This is a genomic window from Pandoraea sp. 64-18, assembly GCF_001899225.1.
Classification (GTDB): domain Bacteria; phylum Pseudomonadota; class Gammaproteobacteria; order Burkholderiales; family Burkholderiaceae; genus Pandoraea; species Pandoraea cepalis.
On the sequence record NZ_MKVU01000020.1, the window covers coordinates 368,876 to 391,608 of the forward strand.

Genomic DNA, 22,733 nt, shown 5'->3' on the forward strand with positions numbered 1-22,733 from the left:
CGCCGGAACGAGGCGTGACACCCCGTCAGGCGGTATCGCACCGCCGGGTGCAGGCTCAGGGAAAACGATGATGTTTTAGGGGAGGTCCGCCAACCGTCGGCGAGGTGACTCGCCGGCAAGAAAAATTGCGTTAGACCGGCTCGACGTCGCCTGAGTGGTTGCGAATGAAGGTGAGATGTTCGCGCAGCGAACGTTGCGCAACGGTGGCGTCGTGCGACGCCACGGCGGTGAAGATGCGACGGTGCTGTTCGATCAGCTCGGCCAGATCCGCGCCATGGCCGACGATGGCGCGGTAGTTGTCGACCACCGAGCCGCGCAACAGCTCGAAGATCGCGTGCATCAGGTGCACCAGCACAAGGTTGTGCGTGGCTTCCGCCAGCGCCAGATGGAAATGCGCGTCGAGTTCGGGTACGCGGGTGAGCAACGACTGTCCCTTGGCCTCGCCCTCGCCGTCCAGACCATCGCGCCCTGCGGCATAGGCCGCTTCGAGCGCTTCCAGCGCTTGTGCGAGCCGCGCGATGTCCTCGGGCGTTGCCCGTGCGGCCGCCAGCTCGACCGCCTTGGCTTCGAGCACTTCGCGCATTTCCAGCACGTCGTCGACGGTCTTGCTGTGTCGCGACATCAATTGAGACAACGGTTCCGCGAGCAGCGGCTGGCTGGCATTGGCGACCAGATACCCGCCACCGGCGCGCCCCACGATCAGGCCACGCGACTCCAGTCGCAGTAGCGCTTCGCGAAGGGACGGGCGCGACACGCCCATCTGCTGCGCCAGATCGCGCTCGGACGGCAGCGCCGAGCCGGGGGCGAGCCGGCCTTCGACGACCATCGTCTCCAGTTGTTCGTACACCATGTCGGACAGACGCAGACGCGGCGGCGGCGTGACCGGCGCAAAACTCGCGGCGGTGCCCGAAGATTCGCTGGCAGGGAAGGAAGACATAGGCAAGGACGACTCGTTGGACGACATGTCGGCTTCGGTTCTCGACGGAAAAATCACAGACACGACGATACAGGATGACGCTTCGCTCAGGGCAGGCGCGCAGCCAGATGCCCGGCTTCGCTCAGGGATGCCCCTCATACCAAGGGTTTACCCTGTAGTCGAAATCGGATCATTCCCTTTACGATAGCATCATTCGACAACTGGTCGACCAGTCTACCAGTAGACCAACAATCCGCGAAACGTCGCCCCACGTTAACGATGGTCCGAGAGCCCGCCTGATGACATCGAATGCGTTGCCCCCGCCTCCCTCCGCGCCGCTGAGTCCGCCGCGCCCGGTCCCGTCGTCGTCAGCTTCGCCGCCGGTGCCCATGCGCGTCGACGACGAGCCGGTCTTCGAGACGATTGACGACACCACGCGCGCCGCCCGGCTGGCGGCACTGCGTGCCGCCGTGCCCGACGCTCAGTGGCTGACCGACCGCGAACAGATCACGCCGTACGAATGCGATGGCTTGGCGGCCTACCGCAAGCTCCCGCTTGCCGTGGTATTGCCTGCCGACGAGGATCAGGTTTGCCGCATCCTGCGGGCCTGCCACGCGCACAATGTGCCCGTCGTGCCGCGCGGCGCCGGCACGGGGCTGTCGGGCGGCGCCATGCCGATCACCGACGGCATCGTGCTGTCGCTCGCCCGATTCAAACGCATTATCGAAGTCGATCCCTACGCACGTACCGCCACCGTTCAGCCCGGTGTGCGCAACCTCGCCGTCTCCGAAGCGGCCGCGCCTTATGGGCTTTACTACGCACCGGATCCATCGTCGCAGATTGCCTGCACGATCGGCGGCAACGTCTCAGAGAACTCCGGCGGCGTGCATTGCCTGAAATACGGCCTGACGGTGCATAACGTCCTGCGTGTGCGCGCCGTAACGATGGACGGCGAGATCGTGGAATTCGGCTCGCACGCCCTCGACGCCCCGGGACTCGACCTGCTGTCCGTGTTCATCGGAAGCGAAGGAATGTTCTGCGTGGTCACGGAAATTACCGTGAAGCTCGTGCCGAAGCCGCAGGTGCAGCAAGTCATCATGGCCAGCTTCGATGATGTCGAGGCGGGCGGCAACGCCGTCGCCGCCATCATCGCGGCGGGCATCATCCCGGCCGGCCTGGAGATGATGGACAAGCCAGCCACCCAGGCAGTGGAGGCGTTCGTTCACGCAGGCTACGATCTGGACGCGGCCGCCATTCTGCTGTGCGAGTCGGACGGCACGCCCGAAGAAGTCGCGGAGGAAATCGCAAGGGTCTCGGCGGTGCTGCGGGCGTCGGGCGCCACGCGCATCCAGGTGTCCACATCGGAAGCCGAACGTCTGCGCTTCTGGTCCGGACGCAAGAACGCCTTCCCCGCCGCCGGACGACTCTCGCCGGACTATTACTGCATGGACGGCACGATCCCGCGCCGGACCATCGGCACGCTGCTCAAGCGCATCGAAGCGATGGAAGTGCAATACGGCCTGCGCTGTATCAACGTCTTTCACGCCGGCGACGGCAACATGCACCCGCTGATTCTGTTCAACGGCAACGATCTCGACGAGTGGCACCGCGCCGAAGCGTTCGGCAGCGACATTCTCGAAGCCTGTGTGGCGCTGGGGGGCACGGTGACCGGTGAGCATGGCGTGGGGATCGAGAAGATCAACGCGATGTGCGTGCAATTTTCGCCGGAAGAGCGCGATGCCTTCTTTGGCGTGAAGCGTGCCTTCGACCCCGCCGGCCTGCTCAACGCCGACAAGGGCATTCCCACACGTGCGCGCTGCGCCGAGTACGGCAAGATGCACGTGCGCGGCGGCCTGTTGCCCCATCCCGAATTGCCGAGGTTCTGATGTCGCAAGCCCCTTCCCTCGCGTTGCCCGACGTGGATACGCAAGCGGCGGCGCAAGTGCTCGCCGCGATACGCGAGCGCGTGCTCGCCGCCACCGCCAGCGGCACACCGCTTGACATCCAGGGTGGCAGCACCAAGCACTGGTACGGCCAGACGCCCACGGGCGAGCCGCTCGACATGCGTGCGTATCGCGGCATCGTTTCGTACGATCCGGCCGAACTGGTGATCACCGCCCGCGCGGGCACGCCACTGACCGAGATCGAATCGGCGCTGGCCGCGCGCGGGCAGATTCTGCCGTTCGAGCCGCCCCATTTCGGGTCAGGGGCAACGCTCGGCGGCTGCATTGCGGCCGGCCTTGCCGGCCCTCGCCGGCCGCACGTCGGCGCACCGCGCGACTTTGTCCTCGGCGCCGTCGTCATGAACGGTCAGGGCCAAGTGCTGCATTTCGGTGGGCAGGTCATGAAGAACGTCGCGGGTTACGACATCTCCCGGGTGCTCGCCGGCGCGCTCGGCACGCTCGGCGTCTTGCTCGAACTCTCGATCAAAGTATTGCCCTGCCCGGTGGCCGAGGCCACGCTGCAGTTCGAACTGCCGCAGGCACAAGCCATCGAGCAACTCAACCGCTGGGCCGCTCAGCCGCTGCCCCTGATGGGTTCGGCGTGGCACGACGGCGTGCTGCGCGTGCGCCTTGGCGGTGCCGCGGCGGCCATCGCCGCAGCGCGCGCCACGATGGGCGGCAAATCTGTCGATGCCCTCGAAGCGCAGGCGTTCTGGCAGACCCTGCGCGAGCAGACGCACCCGTTCTTCGCGAGCGCGCCGATCACGGGAGACGGCCAACCGCTTTGGCGTCTGTCGGTGCCCTCGACCACGCCCCCACTCGCCCACGGCGACGAGCACCTGATCGAATGGGGGGGCGCGCAACGCTGGTGGATCACACCGCGCGCCGCCGCCGATGTGCGCGCGATTGCCGCAGCGGTGGGCGGGCATGCTACGCTGTTTCGCCACGGCGACAAGTCGGCTGGCGTATTTACCCCGCCATCGGCCGCGCTGCACGCTATCGGCAAGCGTTTGCAGCACACGTTCGACCCGAGCCGCATCTTCAACCGCCATCGGCTGTACCGCTAAAGACGACGATGCAAACGAACCTCGCAGACTTTCTCCGTCAAACGCCAGACGGCGACGAAGCCGAAGCCATTCTCCGCAAATGCGTGCATTGTGGCTTTTGCACCGCCACGTGCCCGACCTACCAATTACTGGGCGACGAACTCGACGGCCCGCGCGGGCGCATCTATCTCATCAAGCAGATGGTCGAGGGCCAGCCCGTGACGCGTGAAACGCAGCGCCACCTGGATCGGTGCCTGACTTGCCGCAGTTGTGAGTCAACGTGCCCGTCGGGGGTGCAATACGGCCGGCTCGTGGACATCGGCCGCCGTCATGTCGACGCCAAGGTCTGTCGCCCCGCCGGCGAGCGCGCGCTGCGCTGGACGCTCGCCCGCGTGCTGCCCAATCGTACGCTGTTCTCGCCTGCCCTTCGCCTGGGCCAGCAGTTCCGGTCACTGCTGCCGCGCTCGCTGCGCGAGAAGGTGCCGCATCGCCAGCGCTCGGGCAGTTGGCCGCAGGGCACGCACACCCGTCGCATGCTGATGCTCGAAGGCTGCGTGCAGCCCGCCATGCTGCCGAACGTCAACAAGGCCACCGCCCGCGTGCTCGACGCACTCGAGATCGAAATGGTGCGTCCGGCGGCCGCCGGTTGCTGCGGCGCGATCCGCCTGCATCTGAACTATCAGGACGACGGTCTCGACGATGCGCGCCGCAACATCGATGCCTGGTGGCCCGAGATCGAAGCGGGTGTGCAAGCCATCGTGATCAACGCGTCGGGCTGCGGCGCGACGGTCAAGGAGTACGGCCATCTGCTGCGTCACGATCCGCAATACTCAGGCAAGGCGCAACGCGTCTCGGAACTCGCACGAGATTTGTCGGAAGTGCTGCTCGATAACCTGGAAGCCCTGCAACAGCGCGTGCCGAGCCGCAAAACCGGCAAGATTGCCTACCATCCCCCCTGCACGCTGCAACACGGCCAGCAACTCAAGGGCGTGGTGGAGAAGGTGCTCGCCGGGGTTGGCGTGAGCGTCATGCTGCCGCAGGACAGCCATATCTGCTGTGGCTCCGCGGGCACCTATTCGGTCACGCAGCCAACGTTGTCGCATCAACTGCGCGACGCGAAGTGGAAGGCGCTCGACGCCCTCGAGCCCGAACTGGTCGTCTCCGCCAACGTCGGCTGCATCTGTCATTTGCAGGCGACCGCCAAGGGCGAGCACGCGCGCGATCACGCGCCGGTTCAACACTGGATCGAACTGCTCGACCGGATGATCGCGTCGGCCTGAGCGCCGGCGCGATCATCCCGATTCACCTCCGCGGCAACGATTGATTGTCCCCATACAAGGGACAATCAATCCCCAATATGCCCGTTTATCTAAACGATGGCACTCCCTAAAATCGAAGCCAAGTCAGTCATCGCATGGATGGCTGAGCCGACCCTTACTTCGATTCCTTTGCCGGAGCCTGTCATGATCGACAACAAAACCGCCCCCTACGCCGCACTGTTGCTGCGCGTATCGCTGGGTATCCTCTTCCTCGCCCATCTGTCGCTCAAGGTGTTCGTATTTACCGTGCCTGGATTCGTCGGCTTCATGGGCTCGCTGGGCCTGCCGCCGTTCGTCGCGTATGTCACGATGGCGCTGGAACTGATCGGCGGCCTGATGCTGATCACGGGCTTCTATGCGCGCTGGGCGGCGCTGCCGCTGGCGGCGTTGATGCTCGGCACCATCGTATCGGTGCACGGCCACAACGGCTGGATGTTCACCAACAAGGGCGGCGGCTGGGAATTCCCCGCGTTCTGGCTGGTGGCGCTGCTGGTTCTGGCCCTGCTCGGGGACGGCGCTTGCGCGGTACGCCGCGCTCGCACCGCCTGATAGCCTCGTCAGGTTCTCGTTAGCGTTCTTTTGCTGGAGTCATTGCCATGTCTGCCCTTCCTACCCTCTTCGTCTCCCACGGCTCGCCGTTGCTCGCGGTCGATCCGGGCCGTACCGGCCCACTGTTGACGGCGTTGGGGCGTGCGGTGCCGCGTCCGCGCGAGATCCTCGTGATTTCGCCGCATTGGTCGACGCCGGCCCTGCGCGTGGGCAGTCTGGCGCAACAACGCACGATCCACGATTTCGGCGGCTTCCCGCGCGAGCTTTACGCACTGGAGTACCCGGCCGCGGGAGCGCCCGCGCTCGCCGAGCGCACGGTGCAAATGCTGCGCGACGCGGGTCTGCCCGCGACGACCGACGACCAGTGGGGTCTCGATCACGGCGCCTGGGTGCCGCTGCGCTACCTCTACCCGGATGCGGATGTCCCGGTCACCCAGTTGTCGCTGCAACGGCACGAACGTCCCGAGCAGCAATATCGGCTCGGACAGCACTTGGCGCCGCTCGCGCAGGACGGCACGCTCATCCTCGCGTCGGGCAGCTTCACCCACAACCTGCACGAGGTGTTCCGCGCCCCGTCGGAGGACCGTGCCGACGCGCCCTACCTGGCCGAATTCGTCGCCTGGTTCACCGAGCATCTCGCGGCGATGGACCTTGATGCCCTGTTCGACTATCGCGCCCGCGCACCGTACGCCGAGCGCGCTCATCCGACCGACGAGCATCTGCTGCCGCTCTATATTGCCCTGGGCGCAGCCGACAATGCCGCCCGTCAGACGCACTTCGACACCGGCGCCACCTACGGCGCGCTGCGCATGGACGCGTTCGCGTTCGGCAACGCCGCCCCGTCGCTCGCCGAAGTGAGCGCGCTGGCACAATAACGACATCGGCACCGGGGGTGTCGCGACAGGCCTGTCCGTCGCGGCATCGTCGGCGCCGTCGCCTGTCCGGCCACCGGCCTGATCGCGCATCGCGGTGCGCATTCCTGAGGAGCCCCGCCCCGGCATGAACAAACTTCGCGAGATCGAGAGCTTCATTGCCGTGGTCGAGTCGGGCAGCTTCGTGAAGGCCGCCGCAACGTTGGGCATCTCCAAGACGGCCATCTCGCGTTACGTGGCCGATCTCGAGGCGCGTCTGGGCACGCGTTTGCTCCAACGCACCACGCGACGCCTGTCGCTCACCGAGCCGGGCCAGCGTTACGTCGAGCGCTGCCGTCAGATCCTCACCGAACTCGACGAGGCCGATGCCATGGCGGGCGAGCAGGACGGTCTGCCGGCCGGGCCGCTGCGCATCAACGCCCCGCACACCTTCGGTGTGCTGCATCTCGCGCCGCTCTGGCCCACGTTTCTCTCGCGACATTCGCAAGTCTCGCTCGATATCACGCTGAGCGATCGTCTCGTCGATATCGTTGACGAAGGCTACGATCTGGCCATTCGGATCACGCGCCTGCCCGATTCGTCGCTGGTGCATCGGCGGCTCGCGGGTACCCGGCTGGTGCTGTGCGCCTCGCCCGGCTACCTCGCGCAGCATGGCACGCCACCGCATCCCAGCGAACTGGCCCATCATGAGACCGTCGGCTACAGCTACTTCTCGCATCGGCGCGAATGGCGCTTCGACGGCCCTGACGGCCCGGTTTCCGTGCGCACGCGCGCGCGGCTGATCGCCGACAACGGCGATACCTGCCTGGCCGCCGCCGTTGCCGGGGCGGGCATCATCCTGCAACCGGCGTTTCTCGTGCAAGACGCCTTGCGCGACGGCCGGCTCGTCGAATTCCTGCCCGAATACACGCAGGGCGAGATGGGTGTCTACGTCGTCTATCCTTCGCGCAAGTACCTGAGCGCAAAGGTCCGCGCCCTCATCGACTTTCTCGTCGACGCCTTTGCCATGCCCGGCTGGCGGGCCATCGACCGCCGTTGAGTCGCGCAGTCTTGCCGACATCCACCGCGAAAGCCCCTTGAATCCCACGCAATTGACCGACAACACACCGGAACGTCACGGCAATTGATTTCCGCGGGCGAATGTCACTTATACTGACGGGCCTGATGTCCCATTTCATATATTTTGGAAAACTTTTTACTGATCGTCGCTGCGATACTGCTGGTGTTGCTCAACGGCTTCTTCGTGGCGGCGGAATTTGGCCTCGTCAAACTGCGCCAGACGCGCGTTCATGTCATCGCCCGCCAACGCGGTTGGCGCGGCCGTATCCTGGCCAAGGTTCACAGCCAGCTCGATACCTACCTTTCCGCGTGCCAGCTCGGCATCACCCTCGCCTCGCTCGGTCTGGGCTGGATCGGTGAGCCCGCGTTTGCGCGCATTCTCACGCCGCTGTTCGCCGCGCTGGGGGTCAACTCGGCGGAGCTGATTCATGCGCTCGCCTTCTTCATCGCATTCTTCACGATTTCGTACCTGCACATTGTCGTGGGCGAACTCGCGCCGAAGTCGATGGCCCTGCGCATGCCGGAAATCGTCTCCGTCTGGACAGCCGCCCCGCTCTATGGCTTTTACTGGCTGATGTATCCGGCGATCTGGATTCTCAACCACAGCGCCAACCGCCTGCTGCGTTGGACAGGTCTCGATCCGTCGCACGGCACCGATGCCCATTACTCGGCCGACGAAATCAAGCTGATCATGCGCCGGGGGGCATCGAGCGAGAAACTGTCGCGCGACGACTGGAATGTGGTCGCCTACGCCATCGACTTCAGCGATCTGACCGTCTCCGATCTCATGCATCCGATGAGCGAAGTGGCCAGCTTCCGGCGCAATGCAACGTTCGCGCAGAACATGGATACGGCCTATCGTCACCGCTACAGCCGCTACCCATTCTTCGACAACGATGGCGAAACCGTGCTCGGCGTGGTGCACCTGAAAGATCTGTTCCTCGCGGAGCATCATGGTCAATCGATCGAGGATCTGGGCAGTATGGCGCGGCCCGTGGAGCGCGTGAAACCCGACATGCCGGCGCGTGAGCTGTTCCGCCGATTTCGCCGGGGCGCACCCCACTTCGCGATCGTGGGATGGCCGGACCAAAAGCCTATCGGTTTCCTGACGCTCGACAACCTGCTCTCGGCGCTTGTCGGCAAGATCCGCGACGAATTCCGCCAGACGGAAGACGACTGGACCCACATGGAAGATGGCACGCTTATCGGCCGGGGCAGCTTACCCATCCTGACGCTGGAACGCTCGCTGGGCATCGAGATCCCGAGCGAGCACGCGGAATCGGTGGGTGGCCTGATCATGGACGTGCTGGGCTACTTGCCGCATGAGGGCCAGAAGGTCGACTTCGAAGGCTTCTCCGTTGTCGTGAAGAAGATGCAGGGGCCGCGTATCGTGCTGGTACGCATCTATCCCGACGGGGTACGAGAAGCCCGTGGCGAACCGCCCCACGCTGTCACCCGGCAACGCGACGATTGACGCGCCCGCAGCGGCGCTCGGCGAACCGAACCGGCGCCGCAGAGGCACGCGCCGGTTGGATCGCATTACACCGAACGCTTAGCCGCGCGCGAATGCCTTGCGATTGAGTTCGAGCTGCGTGATGAGCTTTTGCAGGCGCGACTCGGCGGTACGCGAGAGCGCGATAAAGCGGCAGCCGATGTGATACTCGACGTCCTTCGCCAACGGCACCGTGCGAATGGCACAGACTTCCAGGTCCACCTGGACGGTGCCGTAGTCGCGCAATTCGATCTCGACGTGCATGAGCATCGAGCCCTTCGGAATTTCGGCCGCCGCATCGGCCTTCGTGCGCAAGCCAACGCCACCGAGTGACAGGTCGAACACCGACAGGCGCATCGGCGTGTCGTCGGGGAATTTGACCGTGCACGGGTATGGATCAAGGATCGGCGTTTTCACGCGAAAGTAATCGCGGCGCTGCAAACGCACGAGCGTTTCCGGATACGAGGCGTAGAAGGCGGGATACCCTTCGAACTCGCGCTCCTCGACATCGCCAATGGGGAAATGCACCTGAATGCCTTCGGGCACGCCAACGAACAGCGCGCGCTTGTTGGCAAGCAGCGCCCGGTTCTCCGCCTCCACACCGCCCCAGTCGAAATAAAAGCCGCGCACTTGCGGCTCGACCTTGAGCAGGCGCGTGACGAGTTGCCGCTGCCCGTTCGCGAAGTACACCGTCATGAAATCGCCACGGGTCGCCAGATGGCGCAGCACGCCGCCAATTTCCAGCGGATTGCTGATGCGATACGAATCATGCAGTTGCGTTTCGTTGTCCGTGGGCGCCGGTGTCACCTGCGGTTCTGTCATTTCCATACCTGATCTTCTAATTGTCCCCGTGACGGACCACGCCGGGCGGCGCAAGCCGTACGTATTAAAGTCTCGGCAACCCGTGACGCCTCACGACGTCACTGTGCGAATGCGTGTCTGTCGGCGCTGGTGCACCGTCTCATGTATCTGGTCAAAAACGTTAACGGTCGCTGGGCCGGAATATTGAGGGCTCCGGCCCACAAACTTGCGGTGTCCCGTGTCGCGCGCCACACCCCGGACGCGCCCTCGGACCTTTGCCGCACGCTACCGTCGGATCAGCGATGTACCGCGGCCATCAACGCGCCGAAACCCATGAAAACGCCGCCGCTGATGCGATTGAATGCCTTGAGCACACGCGCTTCGCGCAAGTACGGCGCGATGCGTAGCCCGCCGGTGGCGTAGACCAGATACCAGCTCACCTCGATCACCGCGAACGTGCCGAGCAGAATCGAGAACTGCGGGAGTTTGGCGGCGGTTGGGTCGATGAACTGCGGCAGGAACGCCGCGGCGAAGAGAATGGCCTTCGGGTTGCTGCCCGCGACCAGGAAGCCCGACTTGAAGAGTTTGCCGAAGCTCGAATCCACGGCCGTGGCGGGCACGTCGGACGGCGCCGCGGCATTCGCGTCCACGGGTGAGCGCCAGCTCTTGTAGCCGAGATAGACGAGATATGCCGCACCGACGTAGCGCAGCGTGTCAAACAACATCGGCCACGCGCGGAGCACGGCGCCCAGTCCGGCCGCGGAAACCGACATCATGGCGATGAGTGCCGTCATGCAGCCGGCCATCGTGCCGAGCGACGGACGCAGCCCGTGACGCGCGCCATGCGTCATGACGAGCAACATGTTCGGTCCCGGCGTCGCCGAGACGAAAAAAACGGTGACGACATACAGCCACCATGTTTGCAAGCTCATGATTGCCTCGGAAAAGGGCTCACGCGAGGGCTCACGCGAATTCGATCAGGCATTGTAGCGTCGAACCGCGACAGTCGCATCGTCCGCGTGCACGTCCCATGCGAATCGAAAAAGACGCCAAAAAACAAACAGGCCCGATGACTTTCGTCATCGGGCCTGCTGATCTCGGGACGCCGCCTCGCCTAAGGCTGGCGCGGCATCACGGGAATGCGTTCAAGCCAATTAGATGGGCTTGATGTTCGCAGCTTGCTTGCCCTTCGGGCCAGTCTTGACTTCGAACGACACGCGTTGGTTTTCTTGCAGCGACTTGAAGCCGTCAACCTTCACTTCCGAGAAGTGAGCGAACAGGTCTTCACCGCCGGCGTCCGGGGTAATGAAGCCGAAGCCCTTTGCGTCGTTGAACCACTTAACAATACCGGTTTCCATATTTTTTCCTAATAAAACAATAGCTTGAGGTCGAAATAACCCCGTGAGCGCTGACAATCAAGGGAAAATGAAGGACTAGAAACCAGCGAGAAGCAGGAAAACTACGTCTGACAACAACTTCGCGGCTTGACAATCTGCAGTTGGTTTTATACGTGTAGACGCGTCGTTTGTCAACAGGGTAAGGCCTGCAAATCTCGTAACAATTTCTCGCCCTCGCGGGAGATTTGGGCGGGCTTCGGGTGTTCGAGCCAGGGTTGCTGCCCGTACAATGGGCGTTTTTTCCCGCGCCCGCGCCACTCAACCCCCATACCCGCCTACGGATGGAGTCTACTCGCCTCATGCGCCCCTCGCCGTCGCCGTCTGACGCTCGTACGCCAAGCCAACCGGCTTGGGTGTCCCGTTGCCGCACGCACGCGCTCAGTCTGGCCATTTGCCTGACGCTCGCCGCCTGCGCCGGGTCACCGACCTATGGCCCGGTGCCCGCCGGAAGCTATCGCGTGCAGTCCGGCGACACCCTCTATGGCATCGCGCGCGCCAACAATACCAGTGCCGCCGATCTGGTGCGCTGGAACGGCCTGACCGATCCCGACAAGATTGAAGTCGGTCAGGTGCTGCGTGTCGTGCCGCCGGCCGGTGCGGCGGCCGCCGCGTCCGGCGCCGCCAGACCCGCGCCGCAAGCCCGCCCGACCCCGAAGCCGGCTCCCGCGCCCGCTGCCCCACGCACGGCGACCAACCGGATTCCGATGGTCTGGCCCGCCAATGGCCCGGTGCTGGCAAACTTCAATGGCAGCAGCAACAAGGGCGTCGATATCGGCGGCAAAGCGGGCGACCCGATCTATGCGGCAGCCGCCGGCAAGGTGGTTTATGCAGGCAGCGGGTTGCGCGGATACGGCAACCTGGTGATGGTGCAGCACGAAAACGGGTACCTCACCGCCTACGCGCACAACCGCGCCATTCTGGTCAAGGAAGGGGCGTCGGTCAGCAAGGGCCAAAAGATCGCCGAGATGGGCGACACCGACTCGCATGGCACGGTCAAGTTGCACTTCGAGGTGCGCCAGAAGGGCACGCCGTTCAACCCCCGCGACTTCCTGCCCTCGCGATAGTTCAGTACTGCGGCCCGTCTCTCCCGACGGGCGAGTACCGCAATCGAAAAAAACGGCAAGGCGCGATGCCTTGCCGTTTTTTCCTTGCCGCCAGCCTCTGCCTGTCTGCCGGTCAGGCCGACGCGAGAAAGCCCTGCGACAGCCCATCGGTGCGCGCGTCGCGCCAATCGCGATGCGCACGCGGGTCCGTCCACACGAGCAGATGGAGTGCTGCGAGCGCGCGCGGGTCGTTGAGCAACTCCCACTTCTGCGTGTTCGTCAGCTTCGCCGGTCCCTTGAGCAACGCGGTCTCGACACGGCCGGCACGCCGGGCGTCGCGCTTCGCGTCGTCAAGGGTCGGCACCACGCTCGCGGCCACGAGGGCGTTGGCCATCGGGTCGACGACGGCGTCGACAAAGGTGACATGCTGGCGCGCGTCCTCCGTGTATTTTTCCGTCATGCGCAGCTCCTTGGGCGGCCATGACTCTTCCGGAATCAGGAACAGCCGCGCACGCTTGAGCGCGCGCCCCAGCGACACCCGGCTGGAGAACACCGACACGGGAATCGAGATCGCCATCGATCCGACTATGGGCATCAGCCACCAAATGAAGTCCGGGTTGAGCCAGTAGACGATGCCCCCCCACCCCAGCCCGATCAGGGTATGCAGGCCGTGGCGACGAATCGCTTCGCCCCAGTGCGTCTCGGCGTCTTCACGCGGCGGCGACTTCCATTGAATCGCAATGCCGGTAAGCGCCGCCAGCACGAACTGTGTATGGAACAGCATGCGCACCGGGGCGAGCACGGCCGAGAACACGAGTTCGATGAACATGCTAACCGTCACCGCGAATGCCCCGCCGAAACGTTTCGCGCCCTTTACCCAGATCAGCACCACGGCGAGGATCTTCGGCAGGAAGAGCAGCGTGGCCGTCGCCGAGAACAATGCGAGCGCGCGCTCGGGATGCCACTCCGGCCAGACCGGGAACAGTTGTCGCGGCGCCGTGAAATATTCGGGCACGACCAGCGTGTGCTTGGCGAGCAGACACGTCGAGAGGATCAGGAAGATGAACCACAACGGCGCTGACACGTAGGCCATCGCCCCGGTGACGAACACCGCGCGGTGCACCGGGTGCATGCCCTCGGCCAGGAACAGCCGGAAATTCATCAGGTTGCCCTGGCACCAGCGGCGGTCGCGCTTGAGTTCGTCGAGCAGGTTCGGCGGCATTTCCTCGTAGCTGCCGGGCAGGTCGTAGGCAATCCACACGCCCCAGCCGGCGCGTCGCATCAGCGCCGCCTCGACGAAGTCGTGCGAGAGAATCGCGCCCGACATGGCGCCTTTGCCCGGCAGCGGGGCAAGCGCGCAATGCGCCATGAACGGCGCCATGCGAATGATCGCGTTGTGGCCCCAGTAGTGCGATTCGCCCAATTGCCAATAGTGCAGGCCGGCCGTGAACAGCGGGCCGTACACGCGACCGGCGAACTGCTGCAGGCGCGCGTAAAACGTTTCGCGTCCGGCGGCGAGCGGCGCGGTCTGAATCAGGCCGGCGCTCGGGTGCGCTTCCATCATGCGCACCAGTTTCGTCAGACATTCGCCGCTCATCACGCTGTCGGCGTCGAGTACGAGCATGTAGCGATAGTCACTGCCCCAGCGGCGGCAAAAGTCGTCGAGGTTGCCGCTCTTGCGCTTCACGCGACGCTGACGGCGACGATAGAAGATACGGCCGAAGCCGTTCACCTGACGGCATAGCGCCTGCCACGCGTCGACTTCGGCCGTGCAATTGTCGGCCTCGTTCGAATCGGACAGGATGAAGAAATCGAAGCGTTCGAGCGAATCGGTCTTGGCCAGCGATTCGTAGGTCGCACGCAACCCGGCGAACACGCGGCCGACGTCTTCGTTGCATATCGGCATCACGAGCGCGGTGCGCGCCTCCGGTGCGATCGGCGCATCGCCCGCGGCCATCTTCGAGATCATGTGGCGTTCGCCGCCGAACAGCAGCACGAAGAAGCCGAAGATCGCCGTCCAGAACCCGGCCGAAACCCAGCCGAAGAGCAGCACGAACAGCACGAGCACGGAGAATTCGAGCGGATCGGCCCCGTGATACGGCAGCACCGACGCCATGAAATGGGTGGCCAGCGCCGTCTGCGCGATCATCAGCACGAGCAGCGTCCAGCGACGGCGCCGGCCCGCTTGCGACCATCGTCCTTTGGGATCCGGGGCGTCGCGCACGAGCGGATCGGGATCTTCGCGACCGGTCAGTTTGCGCCACAGTCGCGCGAGCGGATTGAGTGACCAGGCGCGCGGAATGAGTGACGTGCGGCGCACCGGCGGTGCGGTGCGCAAGGTTTGTACGCCACGCACATCGTTCAATCCGGCAGCGGCGGCGAGCGATCCGCCGTCGGTGAGCGCGAGACGCACCGATTGCGAGGCAAGCACCGCGTCGCTGCCGGATTCGATCTCCTCGATATTGTGCGCATGCCACGCGGCCGTCGCCACGCCGACCGTGGCAACGGGTATGTCGGCCTGCGCGGCGGTCTGCCCCGCGGCCTCGGCGAGCGCCGCGCTGGCGGCATCGGCCATGGCATCGTCGGCATCAGGCGGCACATCGCCCGCGCCGTTCACAGCGCGCGCGGCGAGCAAACGCTGCAAGCGTGTGAGGACGTCAAGCGAATCGCCGCCGTCACGCCTGGCTTGAGCCAACAGGGCGCGGCGCTTCTCGGCGGGCAGTGGCAGCCGGTCGACGTACAACTCGTCGACCGGAATGTCGGAACGGTCGCTCATTCGGGGGGTAACAGGTAGCTCCACGTTTCGGATAGGGTATTACTGCCGTTGCGCAGGTAAGCGCGCATTTCGACGGGTTTCTCGGCATCGAGGCGGCGCATGCGGAGCATGACGCGATAGCCTCCCGTGACGTCATTGCGCTGCGTCTGCACTTCGAGGATCTTGCCATTGCCATCGATGGATACGTTCCCTTCGACCTTGGCATCTTCCGGCAGTTTCTTGAGCGCCGGACCTTCGAAATCGAGCGCGAACAGTTGACTGTCGTCTGGTTTTCCCCGGTAGCCGTGCCCCCGCCGGCTTTGCGACACCCACGCCATCGGCGGGCGCTTGTCGTTGTCCTTCTGCCACGACAGCCGGTATTCGATCGAATACGGTTGCTTGGGCTTGGGCGGCGCATCCGGCACCCAATACGCCACGATATTATCGTTGGTCTCGTCGGGGGTCGGGATCTGCACCAACTCCACCCGGCCCGGCCCCCACTTGCCCTTGGGCTCGACCCAGGCGCTCGGGCGCGATTCGTAGCGATCCTCCAGATCCTGGTAGTCGCCGAAGTCACGGTCGCGCTGCTGCAGCCCAAATCCGGCCGGGTTCGTCAACGCGAAGGAAGAGACGAGCAGACGCTTCGGATTGACCAACGGGCGCCAGATCCATTCGCCGGTGCCCGACTCGATGGATAGGCCATCCGAGTCATGCACTTCGGGACGATAGTCGGGCACCGCCGCGGGCTGGTTCTCGCCGAAGAAGAACATGCTCGTGAGCGGCGCAATGCCCAGCTTGGTGACGTTCTCACGCAGGAACAGTTCGGCCTTCACGTCCACCGTCGTATCGACGCCCGGACGCAGCGTAAAGCGATAGGCGCCTGTCGCACGCGGCGAATCGAGCAACGCGTAGATCGTCAACTCCTTGGCGCCAGGGGCCGGACGCTGGATCCAGAACTCGGTGAAGCGCGGAAACTCCTCGCCGGAATTGAGCGCGGTGTCGAGTGCCAGCCCGCGCGCGGACAAGCCGTAGGTCTGATTCTTGCCCAGCGCGCGGAAATAACTCGCACCGAGGAAGACCATCACTTCGTCCTTGTATTTCGGGGTGTTCACGGGAAAGTGGATGCGGAACCCAGCGAAGCCGAGCCCGCGCAACTGCTTGGGATCGACCTTCAGCGCACCGAAATCGAACATGTCGGGGCTGTAGCGCAGTTCGCGCACACTGTTGCCGGCCAATTCGTTGATCTTCACCGGACGGTCGTAGTACGAGCCCTCATGGAAAAACATCAGCTCGAACGGCAGCTTTTGCGCACGCCACAGCGCCTTTTCGGGCTTGAAGCGGATATTGCGATAGCGATCGTACGAGAGGTTCTGCAGCGCCTTCGGCAGATTCGGATCCTTCGGCTTGTAGCGGCTGTTCGCAAGCGTGCGCGCCTGCTTGGCAACGTCGTCGAACGAGAAGGCATGCGCGGCGCCGCTGACCAGAGCGCACCCACTGAGTACGCCGGCGAGCGCCAGGCGCAAGGCACGGCGGGAAATCATGCGGGAAACGAAATTGAGCAGGAATTCCATCGGCATTGGAGATAGCGTGAAACGCGCGTGCCGACCGTAGCCAGCTTGCGCCGAACGCGCAATTTTACCCGCTCATTTGCCGATTGACGAAAGATACATCCGCAAAAGCTTCGAAGCGGGCACTCACATTATCTCAATCGTCCGCTGGGACACTGCTCCAGGCGCATCACAAATTTGTGACGATTTGTGACCGATAGGCAAAACGGAAGGCTTTCACCGCCTTTCCCGCCCTCTCCCACCCATTCCCCCTGCCCACACGGCCGATGCCGCAGCGGTGCTTCGATTGACGGCATCCGGTAGCGGCTCGCCCTCGGGCGGGCACGGACCCGCGTTACTTCGCCTCGAATTTCACACCGGTCGCCGGCGTGGGGACGGCACACCGTTGCGTGCGCACGTTGTCGAGAAACCGCTGGATCAGCGGCAGTACCTTGGCCTCGATGTCACCGTGACCATAGCCGAAACCGGCGAAATTGAAATGCGTGGCGCTGTCGACGACCGCTAGCCAGTGGCAACCGGCAGGCAGATCCGCGTAGGGCTCGGTGCGCGTCTGCCACTTGCCATCGAGTGGTGCGTCACGTGTGCCGGTCACCAACAGGACGGGCTTGCGAATGTCATGCCAGGCGCCCGACGGAAAGATCGGGCCGGGCCCCTGCGGGGAGAGCGCGATGTAGCCATCGAAACGGTCGTTGCTGTCGAGCCCGAGCTTGTTCTTCGCACCGGCCTCGATCATCACGGTGGCCGCCCCCATGGAGTGCCCCGCGAAGACGGCCGGTCCCGCGCGGCACTGCGTTCGCGCCCAGTGCAGCGCCGCCCCGGTGTCTTCGAGACGGTCGCCGTAAGCTTCGGGATCCGTAGTGAGTGCCAGCAAACCGTCGCGCAATCCACCGCTGCGCACCCGATCGCGCAAGGAGTCGTGCCCGCTTTCCTTGTGAGCCATGGTCACGGTCAGCCACCCGTATTGCGAGAGCGCGCGGCCCAACCAGGAAAGCGCGTCGCGGTCGTCGCCCGCCCCGGGACTCAGCACCGCCACGCCACGACAGGCCAAGGAGGGCCGGAAGACATGAAGATTGGCATACGCCCCATCGCTGCGCGGCACGCGCTGGTCGATGCCGGTCGGCGGCGAGGAAGCTTTCGGCGTGGAAACAGGCGCCGCGGTCGGTGCGGCGTCGAGGGTCGGATGCTGCGGCACGATCGTGTCCGCCGCCGCAGCCAGAGAGGGAAACGACGCGAGCAAGGCCACGCCGACACTGCAGGCACCGAGCGCGACGAGCATCGTCCCGAACGATCGACCCACGGCCCCGCGCGACATTCCGAGCATCCGTTCTCCCTTGGTATCCAGCGGTGCACGCGCCCGGCCGAATCCAGCCGATCGGCCAGGCATCACGGTCTCGCGCCGACGTCCCGCTGCGACATCACACGACGAACCATCTTAGCGCGGATTGCGTAGGGACTCCGCAGGAATTTTGCCTAAGGGATACGTGTCTCGCGTGCGCAACGCGCGAGAGGTGCGGCGCATACGCCGGGCGCGCGCTTCGAGTGAGCGTCGAGCGCGCATTCAGCGCGCCTCATGCGCGCTGAGGGTGACCGCCGGGCGTGTCGCGCGACAAGCGAAGCGCCGACGCATAGCCCGCGGGATCGAAGCGCCACGTCAGCGCGATCAACGCCACGTTGAGCATGATGAGTCCGATCCACGACGGCGTGAAGCTGCCCGTGCGATCGAGCACCGCGCCAGCGGCGAACGGCGCCAGCGCCGCGATGCAAAAGCCCACGCCCTGCATGAACGCCGCCAGCGCCGCCGCATGACGCGGATGCGCATGATGATCGAGCGCAAGCACGAGTCCAAGCGAGAAGGTGCCCCCCAACCCGAAACCGATGGCGCCGACACACGCCCACGCGGCGGCGACCGGTGCGAGCGCCAGCCCGATGAGTCCGCCAAGCGTGGACGCAAGCGCGAGCGTGAGCCAGCGACGGCGATCGGCGTGACGGCGCGCCAGCCAGGGCAGCGTCAGTGCGGCGGCGACCTGACAGGCCGTCAGCCCGGCCAGCAATGCCCCGCTGCGCGTCGCACTCATGCCGTGTTGCTGATAGAACGGGGGCAGCCAAGCGACCATGGTCGTATAGGTGCAGTTGATGAGACCGAAGTACACGGCCAGTGTCCAGGCGCGACGCTTGCGTAGCAACACGAACATCGACGGCGCAGCGCCGGTCGCCGACGCAACACGCTCGCCCGCCGCCCGACACGCCGCACGCAGATCCGCCGCCGACGTCACGGCCCCCGGTGGTGCCGCCACCGCCTGAACCAGCGGCGCACGCCACCAGGCCAGCGCGGCCGCGCAGACAACGCCGAGCCACATCCCCAGCCCGACACGCCAGTCGCCCGCCTCGGACGCCGCCCACGGACTGATTGCGGCGCCAAGTCCGCCACCGCCCATGAGCGCCGCCGAGTACAAACCCATCATCGCCGTCATGCGCGCCGCGCTGTAGTTTGCCTTCACCACGCCGGGCAGCAGCGCCTGGATGACGGCGATGCCGATGCCCGACGCGAGCGCCGTGGCGATCATCGTGGCGGTATCGTCGGCCACGAAACGCATGCCGCAGGCGAGCGCAAGCGCCGCCAGTCCGAGCAGCACCCCGCGCCGCTCACCGCAGCGGCGCGTCAGCCCGCTCGCCGCAAAGGCACCCGCGCCCATTGCGAGCACCGGCAGCGACGTGAGCAACGCCGCCACGGGATAGGTCATCCCTGTAGCCTCGCGGATTTGGGGCAGCAGCGGACTGATGGACGTGAGCGTCGGCCGGAGCGTCAGCCCGACCGCGACGATGGCCAGCCAGAGTGTCATACCGCCACACCGTCGCTGACCACCACATGCCCGTTCGCCACCACCCAGCGGCGCGGCGCACGCGTGACGATGGCCTGCGCAGCATTCACGGCATCGACGAGCACCAGGTCGGCGCGCGCGCCCACGCGCAGGCCGTAGTCGTCGAACCCACAGGCCCTCGCCCCCTGATCGGTGACGCAATCGAGCGCTATGTCCAGTTCATCGTCGCGACGCAGGTTGTAGCGCAGCCCGATCATCATGGCGCGCTCGAGCATGTCGGGCGAGCCATAGGGCGTCCACGTGTCGCGAATGCCGTCGTTGCCGCCCGCCAGCGGCACACCGGCTCGCCGGCAGGCCATGAGCGGCGGCACGATACGCGACGGCGGCGCGGTGGTGATCAGCGCGACGCCGGCATCGGCCAGGCGCGCGAGCATCGTCTCGGCGCGCGCGGCGTCCAACTCGCCCAGGCAAAACGCATGCGACACCACGACCTTGCCTTGCATGCCAAGCGCGGCAATGCGCTCAAGCATCAGTTCGAGCGAGAACACGCCCATCTCGCCCGGCTCGTGCAGATGGATGTCGACGGGGCAACCGTGTTTGTCGGCCAGCGCAAACATGGCGTCGAGCGACGCCTTCGGGTCGCGATCGATGGCGCACGGATCGAGCCAGCCGAGCACGTCCGCGCCCCGCGCGAGCGCGCCGTCGAGCAAGGAAACGGTGCCCTCGCGATCCAATACGCCCGACTGCGGAAACGCCACGATCTGCATGTCGAGGGTGTCCGCCAGCGCTTCACGCGTGGCGAGTACGCCGTCGAGATGACGCAGGCCCGCGTCGGTATCGATGTCGACGTGAGTGCGCAGCCGCGTGGTGCCCGCCGCGAGGAATGCTCGCGCGAGGGCGAGCGACGCGGCCCCCGCGTCATGCCCACTCTCGGCACGCCACCGACGTTCATTGTCGATGCGCTCGATCAGCCGCGAGCCGCACGCGTTCTCGTACCACGGCATGCCCCAGACGGTCTTGTCCAGATGCGTGTGTGCCTCGACGAGACCGGGCAGCAGCAGCGCACCGCCCGCATCGATCAGACGGATGCCGCTGCCCGGCGCGCCGGGCAACGACGGCGCAAGTGCCGCAATCCGTCCGTTCTCGACGCGTACGTCGAGCGGCGCGCCATCGAGGCCGCGCGCGTTGCGAATGTCCAGTGTTGTCATGCCTTCCTCAATGCTTCCTGTCAGGTGCCCTGCGGGACGCCTGCCGCCACGTTGCGCGAGCGCGTGAGCAAGCTCACGACCACGAACGTCAGCGCGTTCACCGCCAGCGCCACCAGCCCCATGTTGATCGATCCGACGGTATCCGATGCGCCCGGCATCAACGTGCGCAGGGTGACGTCGAACCCGACCGCCGCCGCCAGCACGACAGCGCCGGCGCCGATCCCCGCGAAGGCACCGTACTTGTTGCCGAATGGACGCGGCAACAAGCTCGACACGAACGACGGGAACAGTTGTGTGAGCAGGCTCGACGCGAAGAGCGCGAGCGCCACGAACGTCGCCCCGCCACGCAACACGAAGCCCACCGCCACCAGCCCGAAGACCGGCAGCACACGCTTGGCGAGCTTGCCCACGAAGGCATCGCTCGCATGCGGCGCAAAGCCGTCGCGGTAGATGTTCTTCGCGATCAGCGTCGACGCATTGAGCAGGATCATCGAACCGGGCACGAGCGCGGTCAATACCCCGACGCCGCCAATCACGCCCACGAACCACGGCGAAAACGTCTGCTTGACGATGCGCAGCAACGCCAGATCCGAATCCGCGCCGGTCAGGCCAGGCACTTGCAGAATGGCCGCGAAGCCCACGAAGAACATGAACGCGATCACCATCTGGTACAGCGGCATCAAGATCGTGTTTTTGCGCACGGCGTTCTCGGTCTTGGCCGCGTACACCGACGTGAACACGTACGGATACAGGTAGTAACCCAGCGACGTGAGCAGAATCGTGGAGTTGTACCAGGACAGCGTCAGGCCGCTTGTGGGCATCTGCAAAAAGCCCGGCCGCGCCGCTTCGATGCGGTCGAACATCTCGCCGAATCCGCCGAAGTAATGCAGCGGCAGATAGACGCCGAGGAACACGGCAATGACGAGAATCAGGATGTCCTTGTAGATCGCAATGCTCGCGGAACCGTGAATGCCCGACACCGTGATGTACACCACCATCGCGATCGCGCCGCACCAGATCGCGACCACCGGCGGAACCGTGCCGTACGACGCCTCCGACACGATGATGCCCAGTCCGCGCAACTGAATGATCAGCAGCGCGCTCATGCCGAGCACGGCGACTACCGAGACGACGACACCCAGCGCGCGCGAGCGGTAGGCCGTCGCGAAGAAGTCGGAGAACGACACGCAGCCGTGTCGCGTTGCGTGACGCCACGCCGCCGGCAGCATCCAGTAGCCGAGCAGATAGGCGAGCGCGCCGTAAGCGAGGATGTAGAAGGCGGGGGGCCCCTTGCTGTACGCCCATCCGCTCGCGCCGAGGAACGTGAAGGTCGAGAACGCCTCGCCGGCCATCAGAAGGAAGACAAGCAGCGTGCCGAAGCCGCGGCCACCCACGGCCCACTGCTCCAGACTCATCGTGCGACCGCGCCGCGCGCGCAGTCCGATGAAGAGCGCAAAGGCGAGGAACGCCGCAATGACGGTCAGGGCGGCGTTCATGATGTCGCTCCGTCGTGTTCGCGCGCATCCTGCGCAGACTCGCGCGAACCGTCGAAGCGGAACATCACGACCATGACCGCCGACGTGAGCAGCAGCCAGACGATATTCCACGCCATCAGGAAAGGCAGCCCCGCCAAACGGGTGCCCAAATGTTCGGCCAGCCAACCGCCGCTGTAAAACGCCGCGATGGGAAGCGCGGCCAGGCAATGCACAGGTTTCATGACGTCTCCAGACCCTAGGGAATTCAATGTTCGGCCGCACACACGTCGCCGTGGGCGCCCCGCTGGCTTGGCCAATTCGGTGGTGTTCGGTGTCATGGCGCAGTAGATCGATTCGCCATATTATCAACCACACACAAACAAATGGTTAACCATTTTTGTTGACCATTATCGGCAACGATTTGCCGAAATGCAAGGTTGCCATCGCGGCACAGCCGAAACCGAGGGTTTT

Annotated in this window: 19 protein-coding genes; 8 read left to right on the forward strand and 11 right to left on the reverse strand. The window is 65.1% G+C overall.

From position 1 onward, the window contains the following. Positions 1-130: 130 nt before the first annotated feature. Positions 131-937, reverse strand: a complete 807-nt coding sequence (locus BGP02_RS18760; protein WP_017232478.1) for a FadR/GntR family transcriptional regulator — start codon at positions 935-937, stop codon at positions 131-133. A gap of 368 nt (positions 938-1,305) precedes the next feature. Here BGP02_RS18760 and BGP02_RS18765 point away from each other — a divergent pair, with 368 nt between their 5' ends. The 7 genes from BGP02_RS18765 to BGP02_RS18795 all read left to right on the forward strand — a co-directional run bounded on the left by BGP02_RS18765 (position 1,306) and on the right by BGP02_RS18795 (position 9,178). Further along, a complete protein-coding gene (locus BGP02_RS18765) occupies positions 1,306-2,802 on the forward strand; it encodes an FAD-linked oxidase C-terminal domain-containing protein (RefSeq protein ID WP_150563709.1) in 1,497 nt (498 codons plus the stop codon). After that, complete coding sequence (gene glcE, locus BGP02_RS18770; RefSeq protein ID WP_286798972.1) at positions 2,802-3,926, forward strand: glycolate oxidase subunit GlcE; 1,125 nt, start codon at positions 2,802-2,804, stop codon at positions 3,924-3,926. Before BGP02_RS18765 ends, glcE begins: the two co-directional genes overlap by 1 nt. A gap of 8 nt (positions 3,927-3,934) precedes the next feature. Beyond that, the gene (gene glcF, locus BGP02_RS18775) at positions 3,935-5,185 is read left to right on the forward strand and encodes a glycolate oxidase subunit GlcF (protein WP_286798974.1); all 1,251 of its coding nucleotides are present in this window, start codon (positions 3,935-3,937) and stop codon (positions 5,183-5,185) included. A gap of 183 nt (positions 5,186-5,368) precedes the next feature. After that, entirely contained in the window at positions 5,369-5,773 is a 405-nt protein-coding gene (locus BGP02_RS18780; RefSeq protein WP_017232475.1) for a DoxX family protein, read from the forward strand. Between the two features lie 47 nt (positions 5,774-5,820). Then, positions 5,821-6,648: a dioxygenase family protein gene (locus BGP02_RS18785; protein WP_268566877.1), complete on the forward strand. Its 828-nt coding sequence runs from the start codon at positions 5,821-5,823 to the stop codon at positions 6,646-6,648. Positions 6,649-6,772: 124 nt separating this feature from the next. Continuing rightward, a complete protein-coding gene (locus BGP02_RS18790) occupies positions 6,773-7,684 on the forward strand; it encodes a LysR family transcriptional regulator (RefSeq protein ID WP_017232473.1) in 912 nt (303 codons plus the stop codon). A 144-nt stretch (positions 7,685-7,828) separates the two neighbouring features. Continuing rightward, a complete protein-coding gene (locus BGP02_RS18795; RefSeq protein ID WP_085982673.1) occupies positions 7,829-9,178 on the forward strand; it encodes a hemolysin family protein in 1,350 nt (449 codons plus the stop codon). Between the two features lie 78 nt (positions 9,179-9,256). Here BGP02_RS18795 and BGP02_RS18800 read toward each other — a convergent pair whose 3' ends face one another. The 3 genes from BGP02_RS18800 to BGP02_RS18810 form a co-directional block, all read right to left on the reverse strand. Then, complete coding sequence (locus BGP02_RS18800) at positions 9,257-10,024, reverse strand: flagellar brake protein (protein WP_017232471.1); 768 nt, start codon at positions 10,022-10,024, stop codon at positions 9,257-9,259. Between the two features lie 269 nt (positions 10,025-10,293). Continuing rightward, the gene (locus BGP02_RS18805) at positions 10,294-10,929 is read right to left on the reverse strand and encodes a LysE family translocator (protein WP_017232470.1); all 636 of its coding nucleotides are present in this window, start codon (positions 10,927-10,929) and stop codon (positions 10,294-10,296) included. Between the two features lie 222 nt (positions 10,930-11,151). After that, the gene (locus BGP02_RS18810; RefSeq protein ID WP_010805153.1) at positions 11,152-11,355 is read right to left on the reverse strand and encodes a cold-shock protein; all 204 of its coding nucleotides are present in this window, start codon (positions 11,353-11,355) and stop codon (positions 11,152-11,154) included. A gap of 338 nt (positions 11,356-11,693) precedes the next feature. Here BGP02_RS18810 and BGP02_RS18815 point away from each other — a divergent pair, with 338 nt between their 5' ends. Next, positions 11,694-12,458, forward strand: coding sequence for a peptidoglycan DD-metalloendopeptidase family protein (locus BGP02_RS18815; protein ID WP_017232469.1), 765 nt, complete (start codon positions 11,694-11,696; stop codon positions 12,456-12,458). A 112-nt stretch (positions 12,459-12,570) separates the two neighbouring features. Here BGP02_RS18815 and mdoH read toward each other — a convergent pair whose 3' ends face one another. From mdoH to BGP02_RS18850, 7 genes are all read right to left on the reverse strand, one after another. Continuing rightward, positions 12,571-15,213, reverse strand: a complete 2,643-nt coding sequence (gene mdoH / locus BGP02_RS18820; protein ID WP_286798978.1) for a glucans biosynthesis glucosyltransferase MdoH — start codon at positions 15,211-15,213, stop codon at positions 12,571-12,573. Further along, complete coding sequence (locus BGP02_RS18825) at positions 15,210-16,769, reverse strand: glucan biosynthesis protein G (RefSeq protein WP_502688495.1); 1,560 nt, start codon at positions 16,767-16,769, stop codon at positions 15,210-15,212. Before BGP02_RS18825 ends, mdoH begins: the two co-directional genes overlap by 4 nt. Positions 16,770-17,094: 325 nt before the next feature. Then, a complete protein-coding gene (locus tag BGP02_RS18830; protein WP_261939765.1) occupies positions 17,095-18,144 on the reverse strand; it encodes an alpha/beta hydrolase family protein in 1,050 nt (349 codons plus the stop codon). Between the two features lie 184 nt (positions 18,145-18,328). After that, entirely contained in the window at positions 18,329-19,600 is a 1,272-nt protein-coding gene (locus BGP02_RS18835) for an MFS transporter (RefSeq protein WP_268566879.1), read from the reverse strand. Beyond that, positions 19,597-20,787, reverse strand: a complete 1,191-nt coding sequence (locus tag BGP02_RS18840; protein WP_286798981.1) for an amidohydrolase family protein — start codon at positions 20,785-20,787, stop codon at positions 19,597-19,599. Before BGP02_RS18840 ends, BGP02_RS18835 begins: the two co-directional genes overlap by 4 nt. Before the next feature lie 20 nt (positions 20,788-20,807). Beyond that, entirely contained in the window at positions 20,808-22,283 is a 1,476-nt protein-coding gene (locus BGP02_RS18845) for a sodium:solute symporter family protein (RefSeq protein WP_017234773.1), read from the reverse strand. Next, positions 22,280-22,504: a DUF3311 domain-containing protein gene (locus BGP02_RS18850; RefSeq protein ID WP_017234774.1), complete on the reverse strand. Its 225-nt coding sequence runs from the start codon at positions 22,502-22,504 to the stop codon at positions 22,280-22,282. Before BGP02_RS18850 ends, BGP02_RS18845 begins: the two co-directional genes overlap by 4 nt. Positions 22,505-22,733 lie beyond the last annotated feature (229 nt).